Source organism: Streptomyces flavovariabilis (assembly GCF_000725785.1).
GTDB classification, from domain to species: Bacteria; Actinomycetota; Actinomycetes; order Streptomycetales; family Streptomycetaceae; genus Streptomyces; species Streptomyces hawaiiensis.
In genome coordinates this window covers 654,623-673,182 of sequence record NZ_JNXD01000001.1, presented here as the reverse complement: position 1 = coordinate 673,182, position 18,560 = coordinate 654,623, and the positions used below count along the sequence as shown (strand labels likewise).

Genomic DNA, 18,560 nt, shown 5'->3' with positions numbered 1-18,560 from the left:
GCCTCGGAGCAACCCATGACCATCACCTTCACCACTGAGCCGGCCGTACCGCTGCCCGCCGAGAAGCGGGCTGCCCTGCTTGAGGCGCCCGCCTTCGGCGAGGTGTTCACCGACCACATGATCAGCATCGACTGGGACCGGGATCGAGGCTGGCACGACGCCCGGCTGCACCCCTACGGCCCACTGGTCCTCGACCCGTCGGCCCAGGTGTTCCACTACGGCCAGGAGGTCTTCGAGGGCATGAAGGCGTACCGGCGCCCGGACGGCACGGTGGTGACCTTCCGCCCGTACGCCAACGCGGCCCGGCTCAATCGTTCCTGCGCCCGGATGGCGATGCCGGAACTGCCCGAGGAGACCTTCGTGGAGGCCCTGGAGCTCCTGGTCACCACGGACCGGGACTGGGTTCCGGACCGGCCCGGGCACAGTCTTTACCTGCGGCCGTTCATGATCGCCACTCAGCACACCATCGGCTTCTACGGCCCGTCCGCCGCCTACCGGTTCATGGTGATCGCCTCTCCGGCGGCCTCCTACTTCAAGGCGGGGGCGAAACCGCTCACGGTGTGGCTCTCGCAGGACTACACGCGGGCGGCTCCCGGAGGCACCGGCGAGGCCAAGTGCGGCGGCAACTACGCGGGCACCCTGGTGGCCCAGGCGCAGGCCCGGGAGAAGGGCTGCGACCAGGTGGTGTGGCTGGACTCCGCGGAACGCCGCTGGGTGGACGAGATGGGCACCAGCAACCTGTTCTTCGTCTACGGCGAGCGGCTGGTCACCCCCGAGCTGTCGGGGACGCTGCTGGCCGGTGTCACCCGCGACTCGGTGCTGGCACTGGCGGCCGACCTCGGCTACCAGGCGGAGGAGGGCCGGATCAGCATGGAACAGTGGCGGGCCGACGCCGAATCGGGCGTGCTGACCGAGGTGTTCTCCTGCGGCACCTCGTCGATGGTCACGCCGGTCGGCTTCGTCAGGAGCGTGGACGGCGACTGGACGATCGGCGGCGGGGTGCCCGGTCCGGTCACCTCGCGGCTGCGCGAGGAGCTGTCGGGCATTCAGGCCGGCAGCCGGCCGGACCCGTTCGGCTGGGTTCACAAGATCGCTTGACCGGCGCCGGGCCGGGTCCGGGTTCACCGTGGAGAAAGGGTGAGTGGGAATCATGAGCCGTTCGGTCCTCGTGACGGGAGGCAACCGGGGTATCGGCCTCGCGGTCGCCCAGGCCTTCGCACAGGCAGGCGACAAGGTCGCTCTGACCTACCGCACGGGCGAGCCGCCGCAGGCCGCGACCGGGCTCGGCTGCCTCGCCGTCAGGTGTGACGTCACCGACGCGGCGCAGGTGGAGCAGGCGTACAAGGAGGTGGAGGCGGCGCACGGACCGGTGGAGGTGCTGGTGGCGAACGCCGGCATCACCAGGGACCAGCTGTTGCTGCGGATGCCCGATAAGGACTTCGCGGATGTGCTGGACACCAACGTGACGGGCGTCTTCCGGGTGGTCAGGCAGGCCGCGGGGGAGATGGTCCAGGCGCGGCGGGGGCGGATCGTGCTGATCTCCTCGGTGGTCGGTCTGCTCGGCGCGGCCGGGCAGACCAACTACGCGGCCTCCAAGGCCGGCCTGGTCGGCTTCGCCCGGTCCGTGGCCCGCGAGCTCGGCTCACGGGGTGTCACCTGCAACGTGGTGGCGCCCGGGTTCGTCGAGACGGACATGACCAGAGCGCTGAACGACAAGCAGCGCGCAGCCATGCTGGGACGGGTGCCCCTCGGGCGCAGCGCCCAAGCGGAGGAGGTGGCGGCGGCGGTGCGGTTCCTCGCCTCCGAGGACGCCGCCTACGTCACCGGCGCGATTTTGCCGGTGGACGGCGGTCTGGGCATGGGGCACTGAGACCGCCGTGCCGGGACGGGCGGGTGGAGCCCGGTGCTCAGTGGTGTTCGGAGACGAGTACCGCGTGGGTGCCGGGTTCCAGTGCCTGGAAGACGTGCGGGACGTCGCCCGGGTAGCAGATGTAGTCGCCCGGGTGGAGTTCGACCGGGTCTTCGGTGGTGCCGACCAGTGCCCGGCCCGTGCTCAGCACGACGTGTTCTACGACGCCGGGCATGTGCGGGGCGGAGGAGCGTTGCGGTCCCGGCTCGGCGGTGACGCTGTAGACATCCCGCCGCGCAGCGAGCGGGGAGGCGGCGAGCAGGGTGGCCCGGTAGTGGCTCTGGGTGGATCCGACGGCCGGCCCTTCCCCCGCGCGGATCACCTGTACCTGCGGCCGGGGCGCGGCCAGCAGCCGGGAGAAGGGAATGTCCAGGGCCATACAGAGCGCCCACAGGGTCTCCAGGCTGGGGTTCCCCGCGCCTGTCTCCAGCTGGGAGAGCGTGGATTTGGCGAGCCCGGCCCGGCGGGCGACCTCGGTGAGGGAGAGTCCCGCCCGGACGCGTTCCGCCCGCAGGGAGGCGGCGATCACTTCGATCGGCGGCTTGAGGGCGGAGTCGCTGTCGGTCACTGGGTTCGCTCCAATGGTCAATCGTTCATCTTGACGAACGCTGCGCGAGGTGTTCAGTATAAACATCATGCGTTCGTTTTGGAGAACTCTGGACAGGGCTCTGCTGCGGGACATCGCGCTCGTGTGCCTGGCGGTCGGTGTGATCGGCGTGTCGTACGGCGCCATCGCGGTGACCTCCGGGTTTCCCTGGTGGTTTCCGGTACTGATGGGGGCGCTCGTCCTGGCCGCCTCCTCCGAGTTCCTGTTCGTGGGGATCATCGCCGCCGGAGGCAGTCCGATCGCCGCGCTGCTGGCCGGGCTCCTGGTCAACGCGCGCCACCTGCCGTTCGGTCTGGCGGTACCCGACGTCCTGGGCCGGGGCCGACGCGGCGTACTGGGGACGCACCTGATGAACGACGAGACGGTCGTCTTCGCCCTCGCCCAGGACGAGCCCGAACGCAGACGGGCCGCCTACTGGGCCTGCGGCCTGGGCATCCTGGTCTGCTGGCCCGTCGGTGCCGCGCTGGGCGCGCTGCTCGGCAGTGTTGTCCGGGACACCGACGCCCTCGGTCTGGACGCCATGTTTCCCGCAGTGATCCTCGCGCTGATCCTGCCTGCGATGAAGGAACGCTCCCTGCCACGGAGCGCACTGGCCGGCGCAGCACTGGCCCTGGCCGCCACCCCGTTCCTGCCCGCCGGTCTGCCGGTCCTGGCCGCCCTGGCCGCGCTGCCGCTGTTCAAGGTCCAGGCGAAGAACACCGTCGGGGCGAAGGAAGGAGCCACACGGTGAGCCATGCCGTACCGATGCTGCCCGCACTGGGGGCGATGTTCACCCTGGCGGCCGGGACCTTCCTGCTGCGCCTCTCGGGGCCACTGCTGCGGGCCAAGATCAGCTTCCCGCAGCGCGCCGAGAAGCTGCTGGAGGTCTCGGCGGTCCTGCTGCTCGCCGCCCTTGCCGCCACGTCCGCCCTCACCGAGGGACACTCCTTCGCCGGCCCCGCCCGGCCGATCGGGGTCCTGGTCGGCGGAGTGCTCGCCTGGCGCAGAGCGCCGTTTCTCGTCGTCGTGCTGGCAGCCGCCGGCACGGCGGCACTGCTACGGCTCGCCGGCGTTCCATGACACGAGCCGTTCACTCAGACGCCCGCCGACACCGCTCGGTGGGCGTTTCGCATTCGTACCGGCAATGCAATCCGGCTGCTCCGGCTATTTTTCGCCCGCACCCGTCTCATATGATGGATCCGTCATTGCCTCCGCCAGAACCGGTCGCGTAGCGTCATACCGCAATGACATTGCAAGGGTTGCCGGTTCACGCGCGCGCTGTTTTTAGCCGCGTTCGGGATAACCCGTTCTGCCGATATCTTCGGGGGACTCATCATGAATGAGGGCGTCGCCTCTTTCCCTCTGACCGACCTTCAGCATGCCTATTTCGTGGGGGAGCAGGGTGGAGCAGCTGCTCCGACACCGGCCCTCCTCTACCAGGAGTATCAGTTCGACGCCGGCTTCGCCCCCGATCCAAGGCGGCTCCACGAGGCCCTGGCCAAACTCCGGGAAACCCACCCGGCACTGCGTCTCCGTATTTACCCCGAAGGAATGCAGAATTATTCCACCGTCGGCCGGGAAGAGATTCCGCTGGCATCTGTGATCGACCTCACAAGGCAGTCACCCGAAGATGCTGTGCGGCGCCTCGAAGAATTACGCTCCACGCTTCCCGTCGATATTCCTCCGCATGCCGCAGGATGTCCCTTTCTATTCCGTATCGTGTTGCTTCCCGACGGTACATCTCGGCTTCAGGCAGCACTCCGGCTCACGGTGTTCGACGGCGTCACCACTCCGCTGTTCTTCGCCGAGATCGGGAGATGCTACGCGGACCCCGACTACCGGCCGAGCCCTTCCGCGCATTCCTTCCACGACTTCGTCGGCGAGCGGGAACGGGCCAAGAACTCCGAGGCGTACCAGGCCGCCCTGCGGTACTGGGAGTCGCGGGTGGAGACCCTGCCGCCCGCGTTCGACCTGCCAGGACGCGCCGCCGGTGATCCTGCGGGGGCATCGTCAGTGCCGCTGCGTCGACGGGCCCACCGCCTGGATCCGGACACCTGGCGGGCGTTCCAGCGGAACGCCGCGGCCATGCGGATGTCGCCGAGCGCCGCGCTCTTCGGTCTCTACACCGACTGCCTGCTGCGCTGGTCCGGCGGGCGCGCAGGCACGCTGACCGTGCTCGCCTCCCAGCGGACCCCGGAGCCCGGTGGCGAGCAGTTCTGGGGGTGCGCCGCGAGCACCGTGCTGGTGGGCGTGGAGGCCGGGGAGGGCTCCTTCGCGGAGCGCAGCCGCGCCCGCATGGGTGCTTTCTACACCGACCTCGCGGCGGTCGCTGTCTCCGGCGTGGAGGTGGGCCGGGCGGTGAACCGGCGTACCGGAGGCACCGGCAATCCGGCGCCCGTCGTGTTCAGCTCGGCGCTGGGCCTGGCGGGCGGCTCGGCCAGCGGCTACCTCCTCCCGCTGCCCGGTGCGCGGCTCTTCCGCAGCGCCTTGAGCACCCCCACCGTGCGCCTCGACCACCAGGTGTACGAGGAGGACGGCGGGCTGGTCTGCAACTTCGACCACGACACCGCCGCCTACCCCGACGGTCTCGTCGACGACCTGGCCGAACACCACCACGTCCGGCTGCTGGCACTCGCCGGCGACCTCGACGAGTGGAGCCGGACCGACCCTGCCCCGCTGCCGCAGCCCCAGCTCGCCGACCGCGCACGCGCGAACGACACCGGCCTCGCCCTGCCCCAAGGCGAGTTGCACTCGTTCGTGCAGGAGTCCTTCGCCCGGCGGCACACCGCCCCCGCCGTCCTCACCCGGGAGCGATGTCTGGACTGGCACGAGGTCGACCGGCGCTCCCGGGCGCTTGCCGCGCGACTGCTCCAGGCCGGCGTCGGCCGCGACCGGGAGCGCACCGACCTGGTGGCCGTGCGGCTTGCCAAGTCCCCCGAGCAGGTCATCGCCGTACTCGGCGTACTGCAGGCCGGAGCCGCGTACCTGCCGATGTCGCTGAGCTGGCCCGCGGCGCGGGTCGACACGGTGCTCGAGCAGAGCGGGGCGGTGGCCCTGATCGGATCGGCGGAGGGCTGTGTGACCTCGGTGCCGGTCCTCCCCGTACCCGCGGACACCGAGGAACCGGAGGCCTTCGAAGCAGCCACGCCGGCCGACCCGGACCGTACGGCCTACGTCATCTACACCTCCGGGTCCACGGGCACCCCCAAGGGCGCAGTGCTCTCGCACCGGTCCGCCGTCAACACCCTGCGCGACCTGGCCCAGCGGTTCCGACTCACCCCGCAGGACCGGGTGCTCGCCGTCTCCTCGCTCGCCTTCGACCTCTCCGTCTTCGACATCTTCGGCCTGCTCGGAGTCGGCGGAGGCGTGATCGTGCCCGAGGAGAGCGGCGTACCCGACCCCGAGGCATGGGGGGCGCTGTGCCGGCAGCACGGCGCGACCGTGTGGAACTCGGTGCCCGCGCTGTTCGGCCTCATGCTCGAGTACCTCGGCGACCGCGCCGCGGAGCTGCTCGGCTCGCTGAGGCTGATCATGCTCAGCGGCGACTGGGTGCCGGTGCCGCTGCTGGAGCGGATCGCCCAGGTATGCCCCGGCGCCCGGGTCGTCGCCATGGGCGGTGCCACCGAGGCCGCGATCTGGTCCAACTACTTCTGGACCGAGGAACAGCCGGCGGACTGGAACAGCGTGCCCTACGGGCACCCGCTCGCCAACCAGACCATGCACGTGCTCGACACGGACCTCGCCGACGCGCCCACCTGGGTCCCCGGGGACCTGTACATCGGCGGCACCGGCGTGGCCACCGGCTACCACAACGCCCCTGGCATGACCAAGGGCTCCTTCCTGTGCCACCCCGCCACCGGCGAGCGGCTCTACCGCACCGGTGACCGGGCCCGCTACCGGCCCGGCGGCATCCTGGAGTTCCTCGGCCGCGAGGACGACCAGGTGAAGATCGGCGGGCACCGGATCGAGCTCGGGGAGCTGGAGACCCGGCTGGCGGGCCGGCCCGAGGTTGCCAGGGCGGTGGCACTGGTCGCGGGCACCCGCTCCCAGCCGTATCTGGCCGCCTTCTTGACCCCGGCGCCCGGCACGCGGCCCGACCCGGACCGGCTGCGCAACGCGCTCGCGGCCGAACTGCCCTCCTACATGGTTCCGGCCGCCGTCGTCACGGTGGACACGATCCCGCTGAGCGCCAACGGCAAGGTGGACCGCCGCGCGCTGCTGGAGCGGCTGCCGGACGCACGCTCGCCGCGGACCCTGTCGGAGGAGGCCCCGCCACGCACCGCCACCGAGGCAGCGCTGCTCGGCCTGTGGCGTGAGCTGCTGGGCCGGGACGTCCGGGGGATCACCGACGACTTCTTCGAGCTCGGCGGCAACTCCCTGCTGGCGGTACGGCTGTTCCACCGCATCAGCACCACCTTCGGCACCGCCCTGCCGCTCGGCACGCTGATGCGCGCCAGGACCGTCGCCGACCAGGCGGTGGAACTGGCGGCGGCCACCGCGGACGACGGCCTCGCCGGCTGTGGCTCGGAGCTGGTCGCGCTGCGGGACGGCACGGGCGAGGACCGGCTGGTGCTCGTGCACCCCGTGGGTGGCGAGATCCTGTGCTACCAGGAGCTGCTGCACGCCCTCGACGGGGACCCGCGGTCCTCCCGGGCCCCGGTGTACGGCCTGCGGGCGCTGGGCCTGCTGCCGGGCGAACCGTGCGCCCGCAGCGTCACAGAGATGGCCGCGGGCTACCGGGACCGGCTGCTGCACGAGATGCCGGACGCCCGGATCCACCTGGCGGGCTGGTCGATGGGCGGGACGGTGGCCCTGGAGCTGGCCGAGCTGCTCGAGGCGGCGGGCCGCCCGGTGACGTCCGTGACCACCGTCGACTCCTTCACCGGTGCCCCGGCGGGCGAACCGGCCGCGGAGCGGCAGCGAGTGGCCGGGTTCTTCTCGGACCTGGCGCGGGGCGCCGAGGTCGGCGCGCTGGTGCCCGAGCGGGCGCCGGGGGCGGACCGGGCGTCCTGGCTGTCCGCGGCCCAGCAGGCCCTGTGCGCGGCCGGAGTCCTCGAGCGCCCCGTCGAGAGTGCGGAGCTGGAGCGGATCTACACGGTCTACGCCAACAACTACACCATCCTGTCGGCCCACCGGGCCCGCGGCGGCACCGTCGCCGACCGGCTGACGATGGTCCGGGCCCGCGACACCGGACGGGATGCCTTCCCTGAACTGGTGCCCCTCGAGGAGGCACTGGACGCCGGAGCGGCCGGCGGTGTCGGCAGCGGAGGTGGAGCCACTCGCCGTCAGCTCTGGCTCAACGGTGCGGACCACCACTCCGTGATCACCGGCCAGTCCGCCCGGACACTGGCCGGGCTGCTGGCCGGGACACTGGCCGCCGCGCGCGTCTGACAGCCCGTCCGGCCTGTGCCCCACCCGGCGCCGAAACGTTTCCCCTGCCCGGTTCCCTCTGTCCGTCTCCTGCTCGTTCCCCTCAGTTCCCCCCCGCCGACCAACTCCGCGTCCGCCTTCCGTCTCATGCCCCCGGTCCGGGCCGGACGAGCGCACTCCCCGGCGTGCCACAGGCCAGGACGCGCGCCACGAATGAACCTTCCGACCCCCTGGAGGGCAGCCATGTCCGAAACGCACTTGTCGCCACTGCCCCGCCTCGTCCCCCCGTCCGGGCCGGCCGGCCCGGACCAGCCGTGGTGGAACGCCCAGCGCGGCTCCACCATGCCGTTCCGCCGCTACCGCCGCACTCCGGCGGTACAGGTCCCGGACCGCCGCGACTGGCCCGGCCGTACCGCGGACCGCGCCCCGCTGTGGGCCTCGGTCGACCTCCGCGACGGCAACCAGTCCCTGGCCAACCCCATGGACATCCAGCGCAAGACCATGCTCTTCGACCTGCTGGTGCGGATGGGGTTCAAGGACATCGAAGTCGGATACCCCTCCGCCAGCGAGGCCGACTTCTCCTTCCTGCGCGAGCTGATCACCCGGGACCGGATCCCGGACGACGTCACCGTCAGCGTCTTCACCCCGGCGCGCCCCGAGCTGATCGACCGCACCTTCGAGGCGATCGAAGGCGCGGACCGGGCGATGGTGCACCTGTGCCACGCCACCGCCTGCCTGTGGCGGGAGGTGGTGTTCCAGATGACCACCACCGACGTCGAACGGATGGCGGTCACGGCGGCGGAGCACGTACTGCGCCGCGCCGACGCGGCCGGCCGCACCCGATTCCGCTTCGAGTACTCGCCGGAGACCTTCAACATCACCGAGCCGGAGTACGTCCTCGGCCTGTCGAACACCGTCGCCGCCCTGTGGGACGCCGCCCCGGACAGACCCGTGACCCTCAACCTGCCCACCACGGTGGAGACCGACCACCCGCACGTCTTCGCGGACCAGGTCGAGTGGATGCACCGCAACCTGGAGCGACGCGAGTCGATCATCCTGTCCGTGCATCCGCACAACGACCGTGGCACTGCCGTCGCCTCCGCCGAACTGGCCGTGCTGGCGGGGGCCGACCGGATCGAGGGCACCCTGTTCGGCAACGGCGAGCGCACCGGCAACGTCTGCCTCGCCACCCTCGCGCTCAACCTGTTCAGCCAGGGCGTCGACCCGCAGCTGGACTTCTCCGACATCGACGGCATCCGGCGGACCGTGGAGGCCGCGAACCAGATGCCCGTGCCCGCCCGGCACCCGTACGCCGGCGACCTCGTCTATACCGCCTTCTCCGGCACCCACCAGGACGCGATCTCCAAAGGGCTGCGGGCGATGGCCCGGCGTGCCGAGGAGGCCGACGAGCCGGAGTCCCGGACCGCCTGGCAGGTGCCGTACCTGCCGATCGACCCCAAGGACGTCGGACGCGACTACGAGGCGGTCGTCCGCGTCAACAGCCAGTCCGGCCGGGGCGGGATCGCCCACGTGCTGCGCGGCTCCTACGGCCTCGACCTGCCGCGCGCACTGAGCCGGGAGCTGGCCGAACACGTGCAGCGGGCGGCCGACCGCGACGGAACGGAAGTGAACTCCCGGCGGCTGTGGGAGATCTTCAGTACGGAGTACCTGGAGCCCGCGGACCCGTACCTGACGCTCAAGGACTACGAGGTGTCGCACGGCCCGGCGGGCACCGGCCTGCGGGCCCTGGTCACGGTACGCGGCGGGACCGAACTGGCCCTTCTGGGCAGCGGCGCCGACCCGGCCACCGCGTTCACCCGTGCTCTCACGGCTGCCGGCATCCCCGCCGAACTGCTCACGCTGACCCAGCACCCGCTCACCGGTGCCGAGCGCCCCCGCGCCACGGCGGGACCGGCCTCCCGCACGACGCCGCGCACCGCAGCGTACGGGCAGCTGTCGGCCACCGGGCGGACCTGGTGGGGCGCGGCCATCGCCGACCGGCCGGACGGTGCCGAGCTCCAGGCGGTCGTATCCGCAATCAACCGCGTTCACGCCTGACCCGGCGCCCCGCCCGTCCCGAGCCCCCTTCATGAGGAGAGACCGCATGCCCTTGGCCGGCCTGATCCAGCCGCTGCCCCAAACGCCCCTGGTACACCGCGAGTTCGAGGCACACGCCCGCAGTCGCCCCGACAGCACCGCCCTGACCTGCGGGGCGAGCACCCTCACCTTCGCCGAGCTGAACGCACGCGCCAACCGCTTCGCGCACCGCCTCATCGCCGAGGGCGTCGGGCCCGGTTCACTCGTCGGCGTCTGCCTCGACCGGAGCCCCGAGCTGATGGCCGCCATCCTCGGAGTCCTGAAGTCCGGGGCCGCCTACGTGCCGCTCGACCCCGCCTACCCGGCGGACCGGCTGCGGCTGATGACCGGGCAGCTCGATCAGCTCGGTCATGTCGTGGCGTCCTCGGCCACCGCCGAGCCGGCCGGCCGGGAGGGCGCCAAACTGCTGGTGGCAGAGGAAACCGCCCGGGAGCTGGCCGGTGAGCCGGTGGACCTGCCGTCGGCCGACCCGGACGTGCCACTCACCGGCGACGACCTCTGCTATGTCGTCTACACCTCTGGCTCGACCGGCACACCCAAGGCGACAGCGGTACGTCACGAGGGCTGGTACAACCTGCTGCACTGGCTGCGCACGGCACACGGCCTCGGCACGCGGTCCAGCGGCCTGACCGTCAGCTCGTTCGGCTTCGACATCAGTCAGCGTGCCCTGATGGCACCGTTGTTCACAGGCGCGCCGATCCATCTGCTGCCCAGCCGCGCCTTCGACCCGGCGATGGCGTACCGCCTGATCGCGGAATACGGGGTGAAGACCCTGCACTGCGCGCCGAGCACTCTCTACCTGCTCATCGAGCAGGAGCAAGCGCTCGGCACCGACGCCCTCACCGGCGTCGACCACGTCTTCATCGGCGGCGAGCCGCTGAACGCGGTCCGGGTCCGGGACTGGGCCGAACAAGAGGGCAACACCACCGCCCTGTGGCACCAGTACGGGGTGGCCGAGTGCACCGACGTCGCGACCGCGCACCTACTCACCGACTTCGCTCGCCACGAGGGCGGCCCGGCCCCGGTGGGCACGCCCGTGGACAACACCGTGATCCACATCCTCGACGAGGAGGGGAGGCCGGTGCCGGACGGTGAGACCGGCGAGATCTGCATCTCCGGGCTGGGCGTGGGGGCCGGCTACCTCGGCGGTGACGGGGCCGGCCGGGAGCGGTTCACCGAGCTGGCCACGCCCACCGGCCCGGTGCGTATCTACCGCACCGGCGACCGGGGCCGGCTGACCGCACAGGACGGCCTCGTCGTCGTGGGCCGCACCGACGCCCAGGTGAAGATCCACGGGATGCGGATCGAGCTCGGGGACGTCGAGCACCAACTGCGCGCCGACCCGAGCGTCTCCGACGCGGTCGTCGTGGCGGTCCGGGACGACGACGGGGGGCCCGGCGCGGAGACGGTGCTGGTCGCGTACGTCGTACCCGCAGGACCCGGCCCGTCGGACGAGTTCGACGGACAGGCCCTGCGTGCCGAGCTCTTGCAGGTCATGCCCCGGAACATGGTGCCCCAGCGCCTCGTCCCGGTGGACTCCTTCCCCCTCAACCCGAACGGCAAGACCGACCTCCGGGCGCTCGCCGCGCGGGCGGCCGGCCACCTGCGGACGTACAGCGCTGAAAGGGAACCCTCACATGACTAAGACGAAGATCCGCGACATGTGGAGCAGCGAGCTGCGGCTGGAGGAGTTCTCCGACGACGACGACTTCTTCGTCCTCGGCGGTCACTCACTGGCCATGATGCGCATCCAGCGCGGCATCACCGCCGAACTCGGCGTCGAGGTACCGATAGACCAGCTCTTCCGCGTCCCCACCGTCACCGCGATCGCCGCGTACGTCGAGTCCGTGCTCGCGGCGAAGCCCACGGCATAGCCACGAGGAGCCCTGAAACCGCAATGAGCAGCACAGAGATCCTGAGCCCGCCCGTCTGGGTCCCCCGTCTGGCAACCGACGGACAACTCGCCACCGACCGGCCGGCGGTCCTGACGCACGATGGTGCCTGGGATGCGGCCATAGCCCGGGTGCAGCAGCTGTCCGACCGCGAGCTCGACGTCTTCCGTCTGCTGGCGAAGGGGGCGTCGAACCGGACCATCGCCGCCCGACTTGCCATCACCGAGCGAACCGCGAAGGCCCATGTGGCCCAGATCCTGGCCAAATTACAGGTGGAGTCGCGACTCCAGGCCGGCATCGTCGGGTTCGCCTGGGAGGTCCTCAATGGGTGCGGCCGCGGTGGTTCGGCGCCTTCCCTGTCCGCCCTCCCCTCCCATGGACTCCGGCAGTCCGCCTGACGTCGACGACAGGCCGCTGGGCTGCTTCCGCCGTGCGGGTGCCGTTCGGTGGGGGTCTCGACGGTCGGGGTGACGATGCCGTCTTGGGGAATGCGGGCGGCCCGGCCCAGAAAGGGCCGGGCCGAGTGATCAGTGGATGCGAGGGGCGGCCGTCGCGGCTTCGACGATGGGAGGGTTCGGCCATCGTGGCCGGCGTCGGCTTCTCGGGCGGGGGCTCGTCGGCCGGGGGCTGCTCGTCCTCTTCCGGATGCGCCGGGTCCTCGAGGACGGCCGTCTCACCGGCCGGCTCCTCGGGCTCCGGCCCGGGCTGGGCCTCGGGCGCGGCGTCCTCGGCGGGTGGGCCGGCGGCTCCTCGCGGGTCCGCTCGACGGCCCCGTTGCTGATCGTGGTGAACGGGCGCGGGTGCCGCCGATATGCCTGGTGGAAACCGTGAACGCCCAGCCGCCGTCTTCGGATGCCCGGCGCTCGATGCCGTCGGCGAGAGCAGTGATCGCCTCGTCCGCCACGCCTCGGCGGCCCGGCCGGCGCCCCGGCACCCCCGCCGGCACAAGGCGATACAAGGCCACCCGAGCCGGCCCCCTCGGCCGGTTCTCCACGCCCAGGTACAGTAAGCAGGTCGTCATCACACCGTACGGGGAGAAGCCGGTGCAATTCCGGCGCTGACCCGCAACCGTGAACCGCCCACGCGGCGGTGAGCCGGATCGCTTCGTACGGTTTCGTGACCGGCTCACGTGCCCGGCAGCCCGCCGGTGCACGGCACCGTCGAGGTATACGGAGCCGAGCCGCCCGGGGGTGCCCGTGCTGCCCGGCTCCCCCACAGGGAGAGGCACCCGCCGATCATGAACGTCCGCCGCAGCGCCGCGGTCCTGGCCGCCGTCGCCGTGATCGGCGCCGCCACCCCGGCCGCCGCAGACCCGTCCCCGTCGCCCTCCCAGGCGCTCCCCTCCGCCCTGTACGGCGACAAGGACCCCAAGTTCGACGGCGTCTGGCGCCAGTCGCTCGCGCTGCTCGCGCAGGACACCGTGGGTGTGAAGCCGGCGGCGAAGTCCGTGCAGTGGCTGGTGCGCCAGCAGTGCGCGGACGGCGGCTTCGCCTCCTACCGCCCCGACCCCGCCACCGCGTGCGACGCCAAGACGATGCTGGACACCAACGCCACGTCCGCCGCCGTGCAGGCCCTCACCGCGCTCGGCGGGCACGACGACACCACCGGCAAGGCCGTCGGCTGGCTGAAGTCCGTACAGAACGAGGACGGCGGCTGGGGCTACTCGCCCGGCGGGGCCAGCGACACCAACTCGACGTCGATCGTCATCGGCGCGCTCGCCGCCGCGGGCGAGAAGCCGGACGGGGTCGAGAAGGACGGCAAGTCGCCCTACGACGCGCTGCTGAAGCTCGCCCTGCCCTGCGGCGGGGACGGTGATGGCGCCTTCGCGTTCCAGCCGGACAAGAAGGGGGAGCTCGCCGCCAACGCGGACGCCACGGCGGCGGGTGTGCTGGGCGCGCTGGGCAGGGGCATGGTCGTCAAGCCCGGTGAGCAGTCCGACGCGACCTGCGCGAAGGCGGCAACGCCGCAGCAGGCGGCGGCGAACGGCGCGAGCTACCTCACCTCCGCCCTCGCCGAGGACGACGACCACCTCATGTCCGCCCTGGCCGGTGCCGAGCCCCAGCCCGACTACGGCAACACCGCCGACGCGGTCGTCGCGCTCGCCGCGCGGGGGGACACCGCGCAGGCGGAGAAGTCCGTGCGGTGGCTGGAGAAGAGCTCCGCGTCCTGGGCCGCGCAGAGCGGTCCGGCCGCCTACGCCCAGCTGATCTTCGCCGCCCACGCGACGGGCACGGACCCGCGTGACTTCGGCGGCGCGGACCTCGTCAAGCAGCTCAACGCGACGGGCCCGGCCCCGCAGACAGCCGGGGAGACCAAGGCCTCGGACGAGAAGGAGGACTCCGGCTCGGACTTCTTCGGGCTCTGGTGGTACGTCGGCATCTGCCTCGTCGCCGGAATCGGCATCGGGTTCCTGTTCACCGGCCGCAAGAAGCAGCGGCAGCTGTGATCCGCCGGGCCGTTCTCCTCCTCCTGGCCTCGCTGCTGGGCGCGGGCGCGGGCCAGGCCCAGGCCGCCGGTTACCGGTACTGGTCGTTCTGGGAGCGCGACGCCGGCCACTGGGTCTACGCCACCCAGGGCCCGTCCCTGGCCCGCCCCTCGGACGGCGACGTCCAGGGCTTCCGCTTCGCGGTGAGCGAGGACTCGGCGGACGCGACCCGGCCGCGCGGCAAGGCAGGCTTCGCGACGATCTGCGCGAAGACGCCCGCGCAGGACGGCAGGAAGCGGGTGGCCCTGGTCATCGACTTCGGCACACCGTCGGACGCCCCCGGCGGCGAGACCCCGCCCGCCGCCCGCACGGCCTGCGCACGGGTCTCCCCCGACGCGACGACGGCCGAGGCCCTGGCGGCGGTGGCCAAGCCGCTGCGCTACGACACCAACGCCCTGCTGTGCGCGATCTCGGGCTATCCGGAGAAGGGCTGCGGCGAACAGGTCTCATCGAAGGCGAACCAGAAGCCGGCGGCGGAGAAGAGCACCCCCTCCGACGACGGCCCGTCCCTGGGCCTGCTGGCGGGTGTCGCCGTGGTGGTGCTGCTGGGCGGGGCGGCCATCTGGCAGGTACGACGGCGTGGGTAGCGGCACCGGGCGCCGGCACCGGGCACAACTGCACCCCGGCGCCTGGTGGCTCTGGGCGCTGTCCCTCGGCACGGCGGCCACCCGCACCACCAATCCCCTGCTCCTCGCCCTCCTCATCACGGTCTCCGCGTACGTCGTGGCCACCCGCCGCCCGGACACCCCCTGGTCCCGCTCCTACGGCGCCTTCGTCAAACTCGCCCTCGCCGTGATCCTCATCCGTCTGCTCTTCGCGACCGTCCTCGGTTCCCCCGTCCCCGGCACACACACCCTCCTCACGCTCCCCGAAGTCCCCCTCCCCGCCTGGGCCCAGGGCATCCGCCTCGGCGGCGAGGTGACCGCGGAAGCCCTCACCTTCGCCCTGTACGACGGTCTGCGGCTGGCCACCCTCCTCATCTGCGTGGGCGCCGCGAACGCCCTCGCCAACCCCTCCCGCCTCCTCAAGTCCCTTCCGGGCGCCCTGTACGAGATGGGCGTCGCGGTCGTCGTCGCCCTCACCTTCGCCCCGAGTCTCATCGCCGACGTCCAGCGCCTGCGCGCCGCCCGCCGCCTGCGCGGGCGCCCGGACAAGGGGGTCAGGGGCCTGCTGCAGGTGGGCCTGCCGGTCCTGGAGGGCGCGCTGGAGCGCTCCGTCTCCCTCGCCGCCGCGATGGACGCCCGCGGCTACGGCCGGACCGCGCAGGTCGCGCCCGCCGTCCGCCGTACCACCGCCGCCCTCACCCTCGGCGGTCTGCTCGGCGTCTGCGCGGGAACGTACGGCCTCCTCACGGCCGAAGGCGCCGCGTACGGCATCCCCGTGCTCCTGGCGGGTCTCACCGCCGCCCTCGCGGGCCTCAGACTCGGCGGCCGCCGGTCCCTCCGCACCCGTTACCGGCCGGACCGCTGGGACGTGCGCGCCTGGCTGGTCGTCGCCTCCGGCGTCGCGGTGGCGGCCCTGCTCGCCCTCGCCGCGGCCCGTGACCCCGCGGCCCTGCACCCGGGCGTGGTCCCCCTGGTCGCTCCCACCCTCCCCCTCTGGCCGGCCGCTGCCGTACTCCTCGGCCTGCTGCCCGCGTTCGTCGCCCCCGATCCCAAGGAGCCGTCGTGATCCGCTTCGAGGATGTCTCCGTGACCTACGACGGTGCCGCCGAACCCACCGTCCGGGGCATCGACTTCGAGGTCCCGGAAGGCGAACTCGTGCTGCTGGCGGGCCCGTCCGGGGTCGGCAAGTCCACCGTCCTGGGCGCGGTCAGCGGACTCGTCCCGCACTTCACCGGGGGCACCCTGCGCGGCCGGGTCACGGTCGCCGGCCGCGACACCCGCACCCACAAGCCGCGCGAACTGGCCGACGTCGTGGGCACGGTCGGCCAGGACCCGATCTCCCACTTCGTCACCGACACCGTCGAGGACGAACTCGCCTACGGCATGGAGTCGCTGGGCATCGCCCCGGACGTGATGCGGCGCCGCGTCGAGGAGACACTCGACCTGCTCGGCCTCGCCGACCTCCGCGACCGGCCGATCGCCACGCTCTCCGGCGGCCAGCAGCAGCGCGTCGCGATCGGCTCGGTCCTCACCCCGCACCCGAGCGTCCTCGTCCTGGACGAGCCGACCTCCGCGCTCGACCCGGCGGCCGCCGAGGAGGTCCTGGCCGTCCTCCAGCGGCTCGTGCACGACCTCGGCACGACGGTCCTCATGGCCGAACACCGCCTGGAACGCGTCATCCAGTACGCCGACCAGGTCGTCCTGCTGCCCGGCCCGGGCGCGGCCCCGACCGTGGGCCCCCCGGCCGAGGTGATGGCCGTGTCCCCGGTGTACCCACCGGTGGTGGCCCTGGGCCGCCTGGCGGGCTGGACCCCGCTCCCCCTGACGGTCCGAGACGCCCGCCGCAAGGCAGGACTTCTGAAGCAAGAGCTGGACAACGCCCCTGGTGAGGGGCGCGGGGAACTGCGCGACAAGCCACAGACGACCCGCACCCGCGAACGATCCGCACAACCCACCCCCACAGGCGAAGTACGAGCCCTCTCAGTACTCCGCGGCCGCATCCAGGCCCTGAGCCACATCGACCTCACCATCACCCCCGGCGAGACCATCGCCCTCATGGGCCGCAACGGCGCCGGAAAATCCACCCTGCTCAACACTCTGGTCGGCCTCATCAAGCCCAGCTCCGGAACCGTCCATCTAGGCGAGGCCACACCCCACCGCACCGCACCGAAGGACCTCGTCCGCAAGGTCGGCCTCGTCCCTCAGGAGCCTCGCGACCTGCTCTACGCCGACACCGTCGCCGCCGAGTGCGCGGCGGCCGACCAGGACGCCGGCGCGTCCCCCGGCACCTGCCGGGCCCTGGTCACCGAGCTGCTGCCCGGCGTCACCGACGACACCCATCCCCGCGACCTCTCCGAAGGGCAGCGGCTCGCGCTCGCCCTGGCCGTCGTGCTGACCGCCCGGCCCCCGCTGCTCCTGCTGGACGAGCCGACCCGTGGCCTGGACTACGCGGCGAAGGCCCGGCTGGTCGCGGTGCTGCGCGCGCTGGCCGCCGAGGGGCACGCCATCGTCCTGGCCACGCACGACGTGGAGCTCGCGGCCGAGATCGCCCACCGGGTGGTGCTGCTGGCCGACGGAGAGGTGATCGCGGACGGCCCGACGGCCGACGTCGTGGTCTCCTCGCCGTCCTTCGCCCCGCAGGTCACCAAGATCTTGGCGCCCCGGCAATGGCTCACGGTCACCCAGGTCCGCGCGGCCCTTCAGGAGACCGGCCGATGAGCCCGTGGGCGACCACCCGCGCGTCCACCCAGAGGCAGGCCCGGGCCGTCCGCCTCGGCCCCCGCTCGCTCACCGCCCTGGCCCTGGTCAGCGCGGTGGGAGTCGCCGGGTTCACCTGGCCCTTCCTCGCCCCGCCCACCTCGCGGCTCAGCGCGCACGCGCAGGACGCCCCCTGGCTGTTCGCGGGCCTGCTGGTGCTGCTCGTGGCGGTCGTGGCCGCGGCGATCTCGGAGTCCGGTCTCGGCCCGAAGGCGGTCGCGATGCTGGGCGTGCTGGCCGCCACGGGAGCGGCTCTGCGGCCGATCGGCGCCGGTACCGCCGGTATCGAGCCGATGTTCTTCCTGATGGTGCTGAGCGGCCGGGTGCTGGGCCCGGGGTTCGGGTTCGTCCTCGGTTCGGTGACCATGTTCGCGTCCGCGCTGCTCACCGGCGGGGTCGGGCCGTGGCTGCCGTTCCAGATGCTGGCGATGGGCTGGTTCGCGATGGGTGCGGGCCTGCTGCCCGGGCCGGACCGGCTGCGCGGCCGGGCCGAACTCGCGATGCTCGCCGGCTACGGCTTCCTCGCCGCGTTCGCCTACGGCACGGTGATGAACATGGCGGGCTGGCCGTTCATGAGCGCCCTCGCCTCGAACGTGGCCTTCGACCCGCACGCGCCGGTCGCTGCGAACCTGGCCCGTTTCGTGGCGTACTGCCTGGCCACGTCGCTCGGCTGGGATCTGGGCCGGGCCGTCGTCACGGTCGTCCTGACACTCACCCTCGGCGCGGCGGTGCTCCGGGCGCTGCGCCGGGCCACCCGCCGGGCGGCGTTCGAGACGCCGGTCACGTTCGACGCCGCCGGGAAGTGAGGCTGCCCACGTGACCCGCGGCACATACGAAGCCGGGCCGTATGGCCGAGGGC

Annotated in this window: 16 protein-coding genes; 15 read left to right on the top strand and 1 reads right to left on the bottom strand. The window is 72.3% G+C overall.

Translation table 11 applies throughout. From position 1 onward, the window contains the following. Positions 1–15 precede the first annotated feature (15 nt). Together IO24_RS0102985 and fabG are read left to right on the top strand one after the other, a co-directional pair. Complete coding sequence (locus tag IO24_RS0102985; RefSeq protein ID WP_031131444.1) at positions 16–1,098, top strand: branched-chain amino acid aminotransferase; 1,083 nt, start codon at positions 16–18, stop codon at positions 1,096–1,098. Positions 1,099–1,150: 52 nt separating this feature from the next. Then, positions 1,151–1,870 (top strand): 3-oxoacyl-[acyl-carrier-protein] reductase, encoded by a 720-nt coding sequence (gene fabG / locus IO24_RS0102980; protein ID WP_031131441.1) that lies wholly within the window; start codon positions 1,151–1,153, stop codon positions 1,868–1,870. Positions 1,871–1,907: 37 nt separating this feature from the next. Here fabG and IO24_RS0102975 read toward each other — a convergent pair whose 3' ends face one another. After that, complete coding sequence (locus IO24_RS0102975) at positions 1,908–2,477, bottom strand: helix-turn-helix domain-containing protein (RefSeq protein ID WP_031131439.1); 570 nt, start codon at positions 2,475–2,477, stop codon at positions 1,908–1,910. Positions 2,478–2,544: 67 nt separating this feature from the next. Here IO24_RS0102975 and IO24_RS0102970 point away from each other — a divergent pair, with 67 nt between their 5' ends. The 13 genes from IO24_RS0102970 (at position 2,545) to IO24_RS0102905 (ending at position 18,507) form a co-directional block, all read left to right on the top strand. Next, complete coding sequence (locus IO24_RS0102970) at positions 2,545–3,246, top strand: AzlC family ABC transporter permease (RefSeq protein WP_031131437.1); 702 nt, start codon at positions 2,545–2,547, stop codon at positions 3,244–3,246. Positions 3,247–3,260: 14 nt separating this feature from the next. Beyond that, on the top strand, positions 3,261–3,575 hold the full coding sequence (locus IO24_RS0102965; RefSeq protein WP_031131435.1) for an AzlD domain-containing protein: 315 nt from the start codon (positions 3,261–3,263) through the stop codon (positions 3,573–3,575). 255 nt (positions 3,576–3,830) lie between these two features. Continuing rightward, the gene (locus tag IO24_RS40340) at positions 3,831–7,886 is read left to right on the top strand and encodes a non-ribosomal peptide synthetase (protein WP_078898765.1); all 4,056 of its coding nucleotides are present in this window, start codon (positions 3,831–3,833) and stop codon (positions 7,884–7,886) included. A 222-nt stretch (positions 7,887–8,108) separates the two neighbouring features. Continuing rightward, a complete protein-coding gene (locus tag IO24_RS0102950; protein WP_031131430.1) occupies positions 8,109–9,923 on the top strand; it encodes a 2-isopropylmalate synthase in 1,815 nt (604 codons plus the stop codon). A gap of 46 nt (positions 9,924–9,969) precedes the next feature. Continuing rightward, positions 9,970–11,607, top strand: coding sequence for an amino acid adenylation domain-containing protein (locus IO24_RS0102945; RefSeq protein ID WP_031131429.1), 1,638 nt, complete (start codon positions 9,970–9,972; stop codon positions 11,605–11,607). Next, entirely contained in the window at positions 11,600–11,836 is a 237-nt protein-coding gene (locus tag IO24_RS0102940; protein WP_031131427.1) for an acyl carrier protein, read from the top strand. Before IO24_RS0102945 ends, IO24_RS0102940 begins: the two co-directional genes overlap by 8 nt. A 23-nt stretch (positions 11,837–11,859) precedes the next feature. Next, a complete protein-coding gene (locus tag IO24_RS40335) occupies positions 11,860–12,252 on the top strand; it encodes a helix-turn-helix domain-containing protein (protein WP_051905841.1) in 393 nt (130 codons plus the stop codon). A gap of 166 nt (positions 12,253–12,418) precedes the next feature. Then, positions 12,419–12,685: a hypothetical protein gene (locus tag IO24_RS44230; protein WP_157851231.1), complete on the top strand. Its 267-nt coding sequence runs from the start codon at positions 12,419–12,421 to the stop codon at positions 12,683–12,685. A 406-nt stretch (positions 12,686–13,091) separates the two neighbouring features. Beyond that, a complete protein-coding gene (locus tag IO24_RS0102925; protein WP_031131421.1) occupies positions 13,092–14,300 on the top strand; it encodes an SCO2321 family membrane protein in 1,209 nt (402 codons plus the stop codon). Beyond that, positions 14,297–14,926: an SCO2322 family protein gene (locus IO24_RS0102920; RefSeq protein ID WP_031131419.1), complete on the top strand. Its 630-nt coding sequence runs from the start codon at positions 14,297–14,299 to the stop codon at positions 14,924–14,926. The genes IO24_RS0102925 and IO24_RS0102920 overlap by 4 nt, the downstream gene beginning before the upstream one ends. Next, the gene (locus tag IO24_RS0102915) at positions 14,919–16,010 is read left to right on the top strand and encodes an energy-coupling factor transporter transmembrane component T (RefSeq protein ID WP_031131417.1); all 1,092 of its coding nucleotides are present in this window, start codon (positions 14,919–14,921) and stop codon (positions 16,008–16,010) included. The genes IO24_RS0102920 and IO24_RS0102915 overlap by 8 nt, the downstream gene beginning before the upstream one ends. Continuing rightward, positions 16,007–17,662, top strand: coding sequence for an ABC transporter ATP-binding protein (locus IO24_RS0102910; protein ID WP_031131415.1), 1,656 nt, complete (start codon positions 16,007–16,009; stop codon positions 17,660–17,662). The genes IO24_RS0102915 and IO24_RS0102910 overlap by 4 nt, the downstream gene beginning before the upstream one ends. Beyond that, a complete protein-coding gene (locus tag IO24_RS0102905; protein WP_031131413.1) occupies positions 17,659–18,507 on the top strand; it encodes an ECF transporter S component in 849 nt (282 codons plus the stop codon). The genes IO24_RS0102910 and IO24_RS0102905 overlap by 4 nt, the downstream gene beginning before the upstream one ends. The last annotated feature ends 53 nt before the right edge of the window (positions 18,508–18,560 follow it).

Bases quoted from the DNA above. Each gene is read 5' to 3' on its own strand.
- IO24_RS0102985 (WP_031131444.1), top strand. From the start codon at position 16: ATGACCATCACCTTCACCACTGAGCCGGCCGTACCGCTGCCCGCCGAG.
- fabG (WP_031131441.1), top strand. From the start codon at position 1,151: ATGAGCCGTTCGGTCCTCGTGACGGGAGGCAACCGGGGTATCGGCCTC.
- IO24_RS0102970 (WP_031131437.1), top strand. From the start codon at position 2,545: ATGCGTTCGTTTTGGAGAACTCTGGACAGGGCTCTGCTGCGGGACATC.
- IO24_RS0102965 (WP_031131435.1), top strand. From the start codon at position 3,261: ATGCTGCCCGCACTGGGGGCGATGTTCACCCTGGCGGCCGGGACCTTC.
- IO24_RS40340 (WP_078898765.1), top strand. From the start codon at position 3,831: ATGAATGAGGGCGTCGCCTCTTTCCCTCTGACCGACCTTCAGCATGCC.
- IO24_RS0102950 (WP_031131430.1), top strand. From the start codon at position 8,109: ATGTCCGAAACGCACTTGTCGCCACTGCCCCGCCTCGTCCCCCCGTCC.
- IO24_RS0102945 (WP_031131429.1), top strand. From the start codon at position 9,970: ATGCCCTTGGCCGGCCTGATCCAGCCGCTGCCCCAAACGCCCCTGGTA.
- IO24_RS0102940 (WP_031131427.1), top strand. From the start codon at position 11,600: ATGACTAAGACGAAGATCCGCGACATGTGGAGCAGCGAGCTGCGGCTG.
- IO24_RS40335 (WP_051905841.1), top strand. From the start codon at position 11,860: ATGAGCAGCACAGAGATCCTGAGCCCGCCCGTCTGGGTCCCCCGTCTG.
- IO24_RS44230 (WP_157851231.1), top strand. From the start codon at position 12,419: ATGGGAGGGTTCGGCCATCGTGGCCGGCGTCGGCTTCTCGGGCGGGGG.
- IO24_RS0102925 (WP_031131421.1), top strand. From the start codon at position 13,092: ATGAACGTCCGCCGCAGCGCCGCGGTCCTGGCCGCCGTCGCCGTGATC.
- IO24_RS0102905 (WP_031131413.1), top strand. From the start codon at position 17,659: ATGAGCCCGTGGGCGACCACCCGCGCGTCCACCCAGAGGCAGGCCCGG.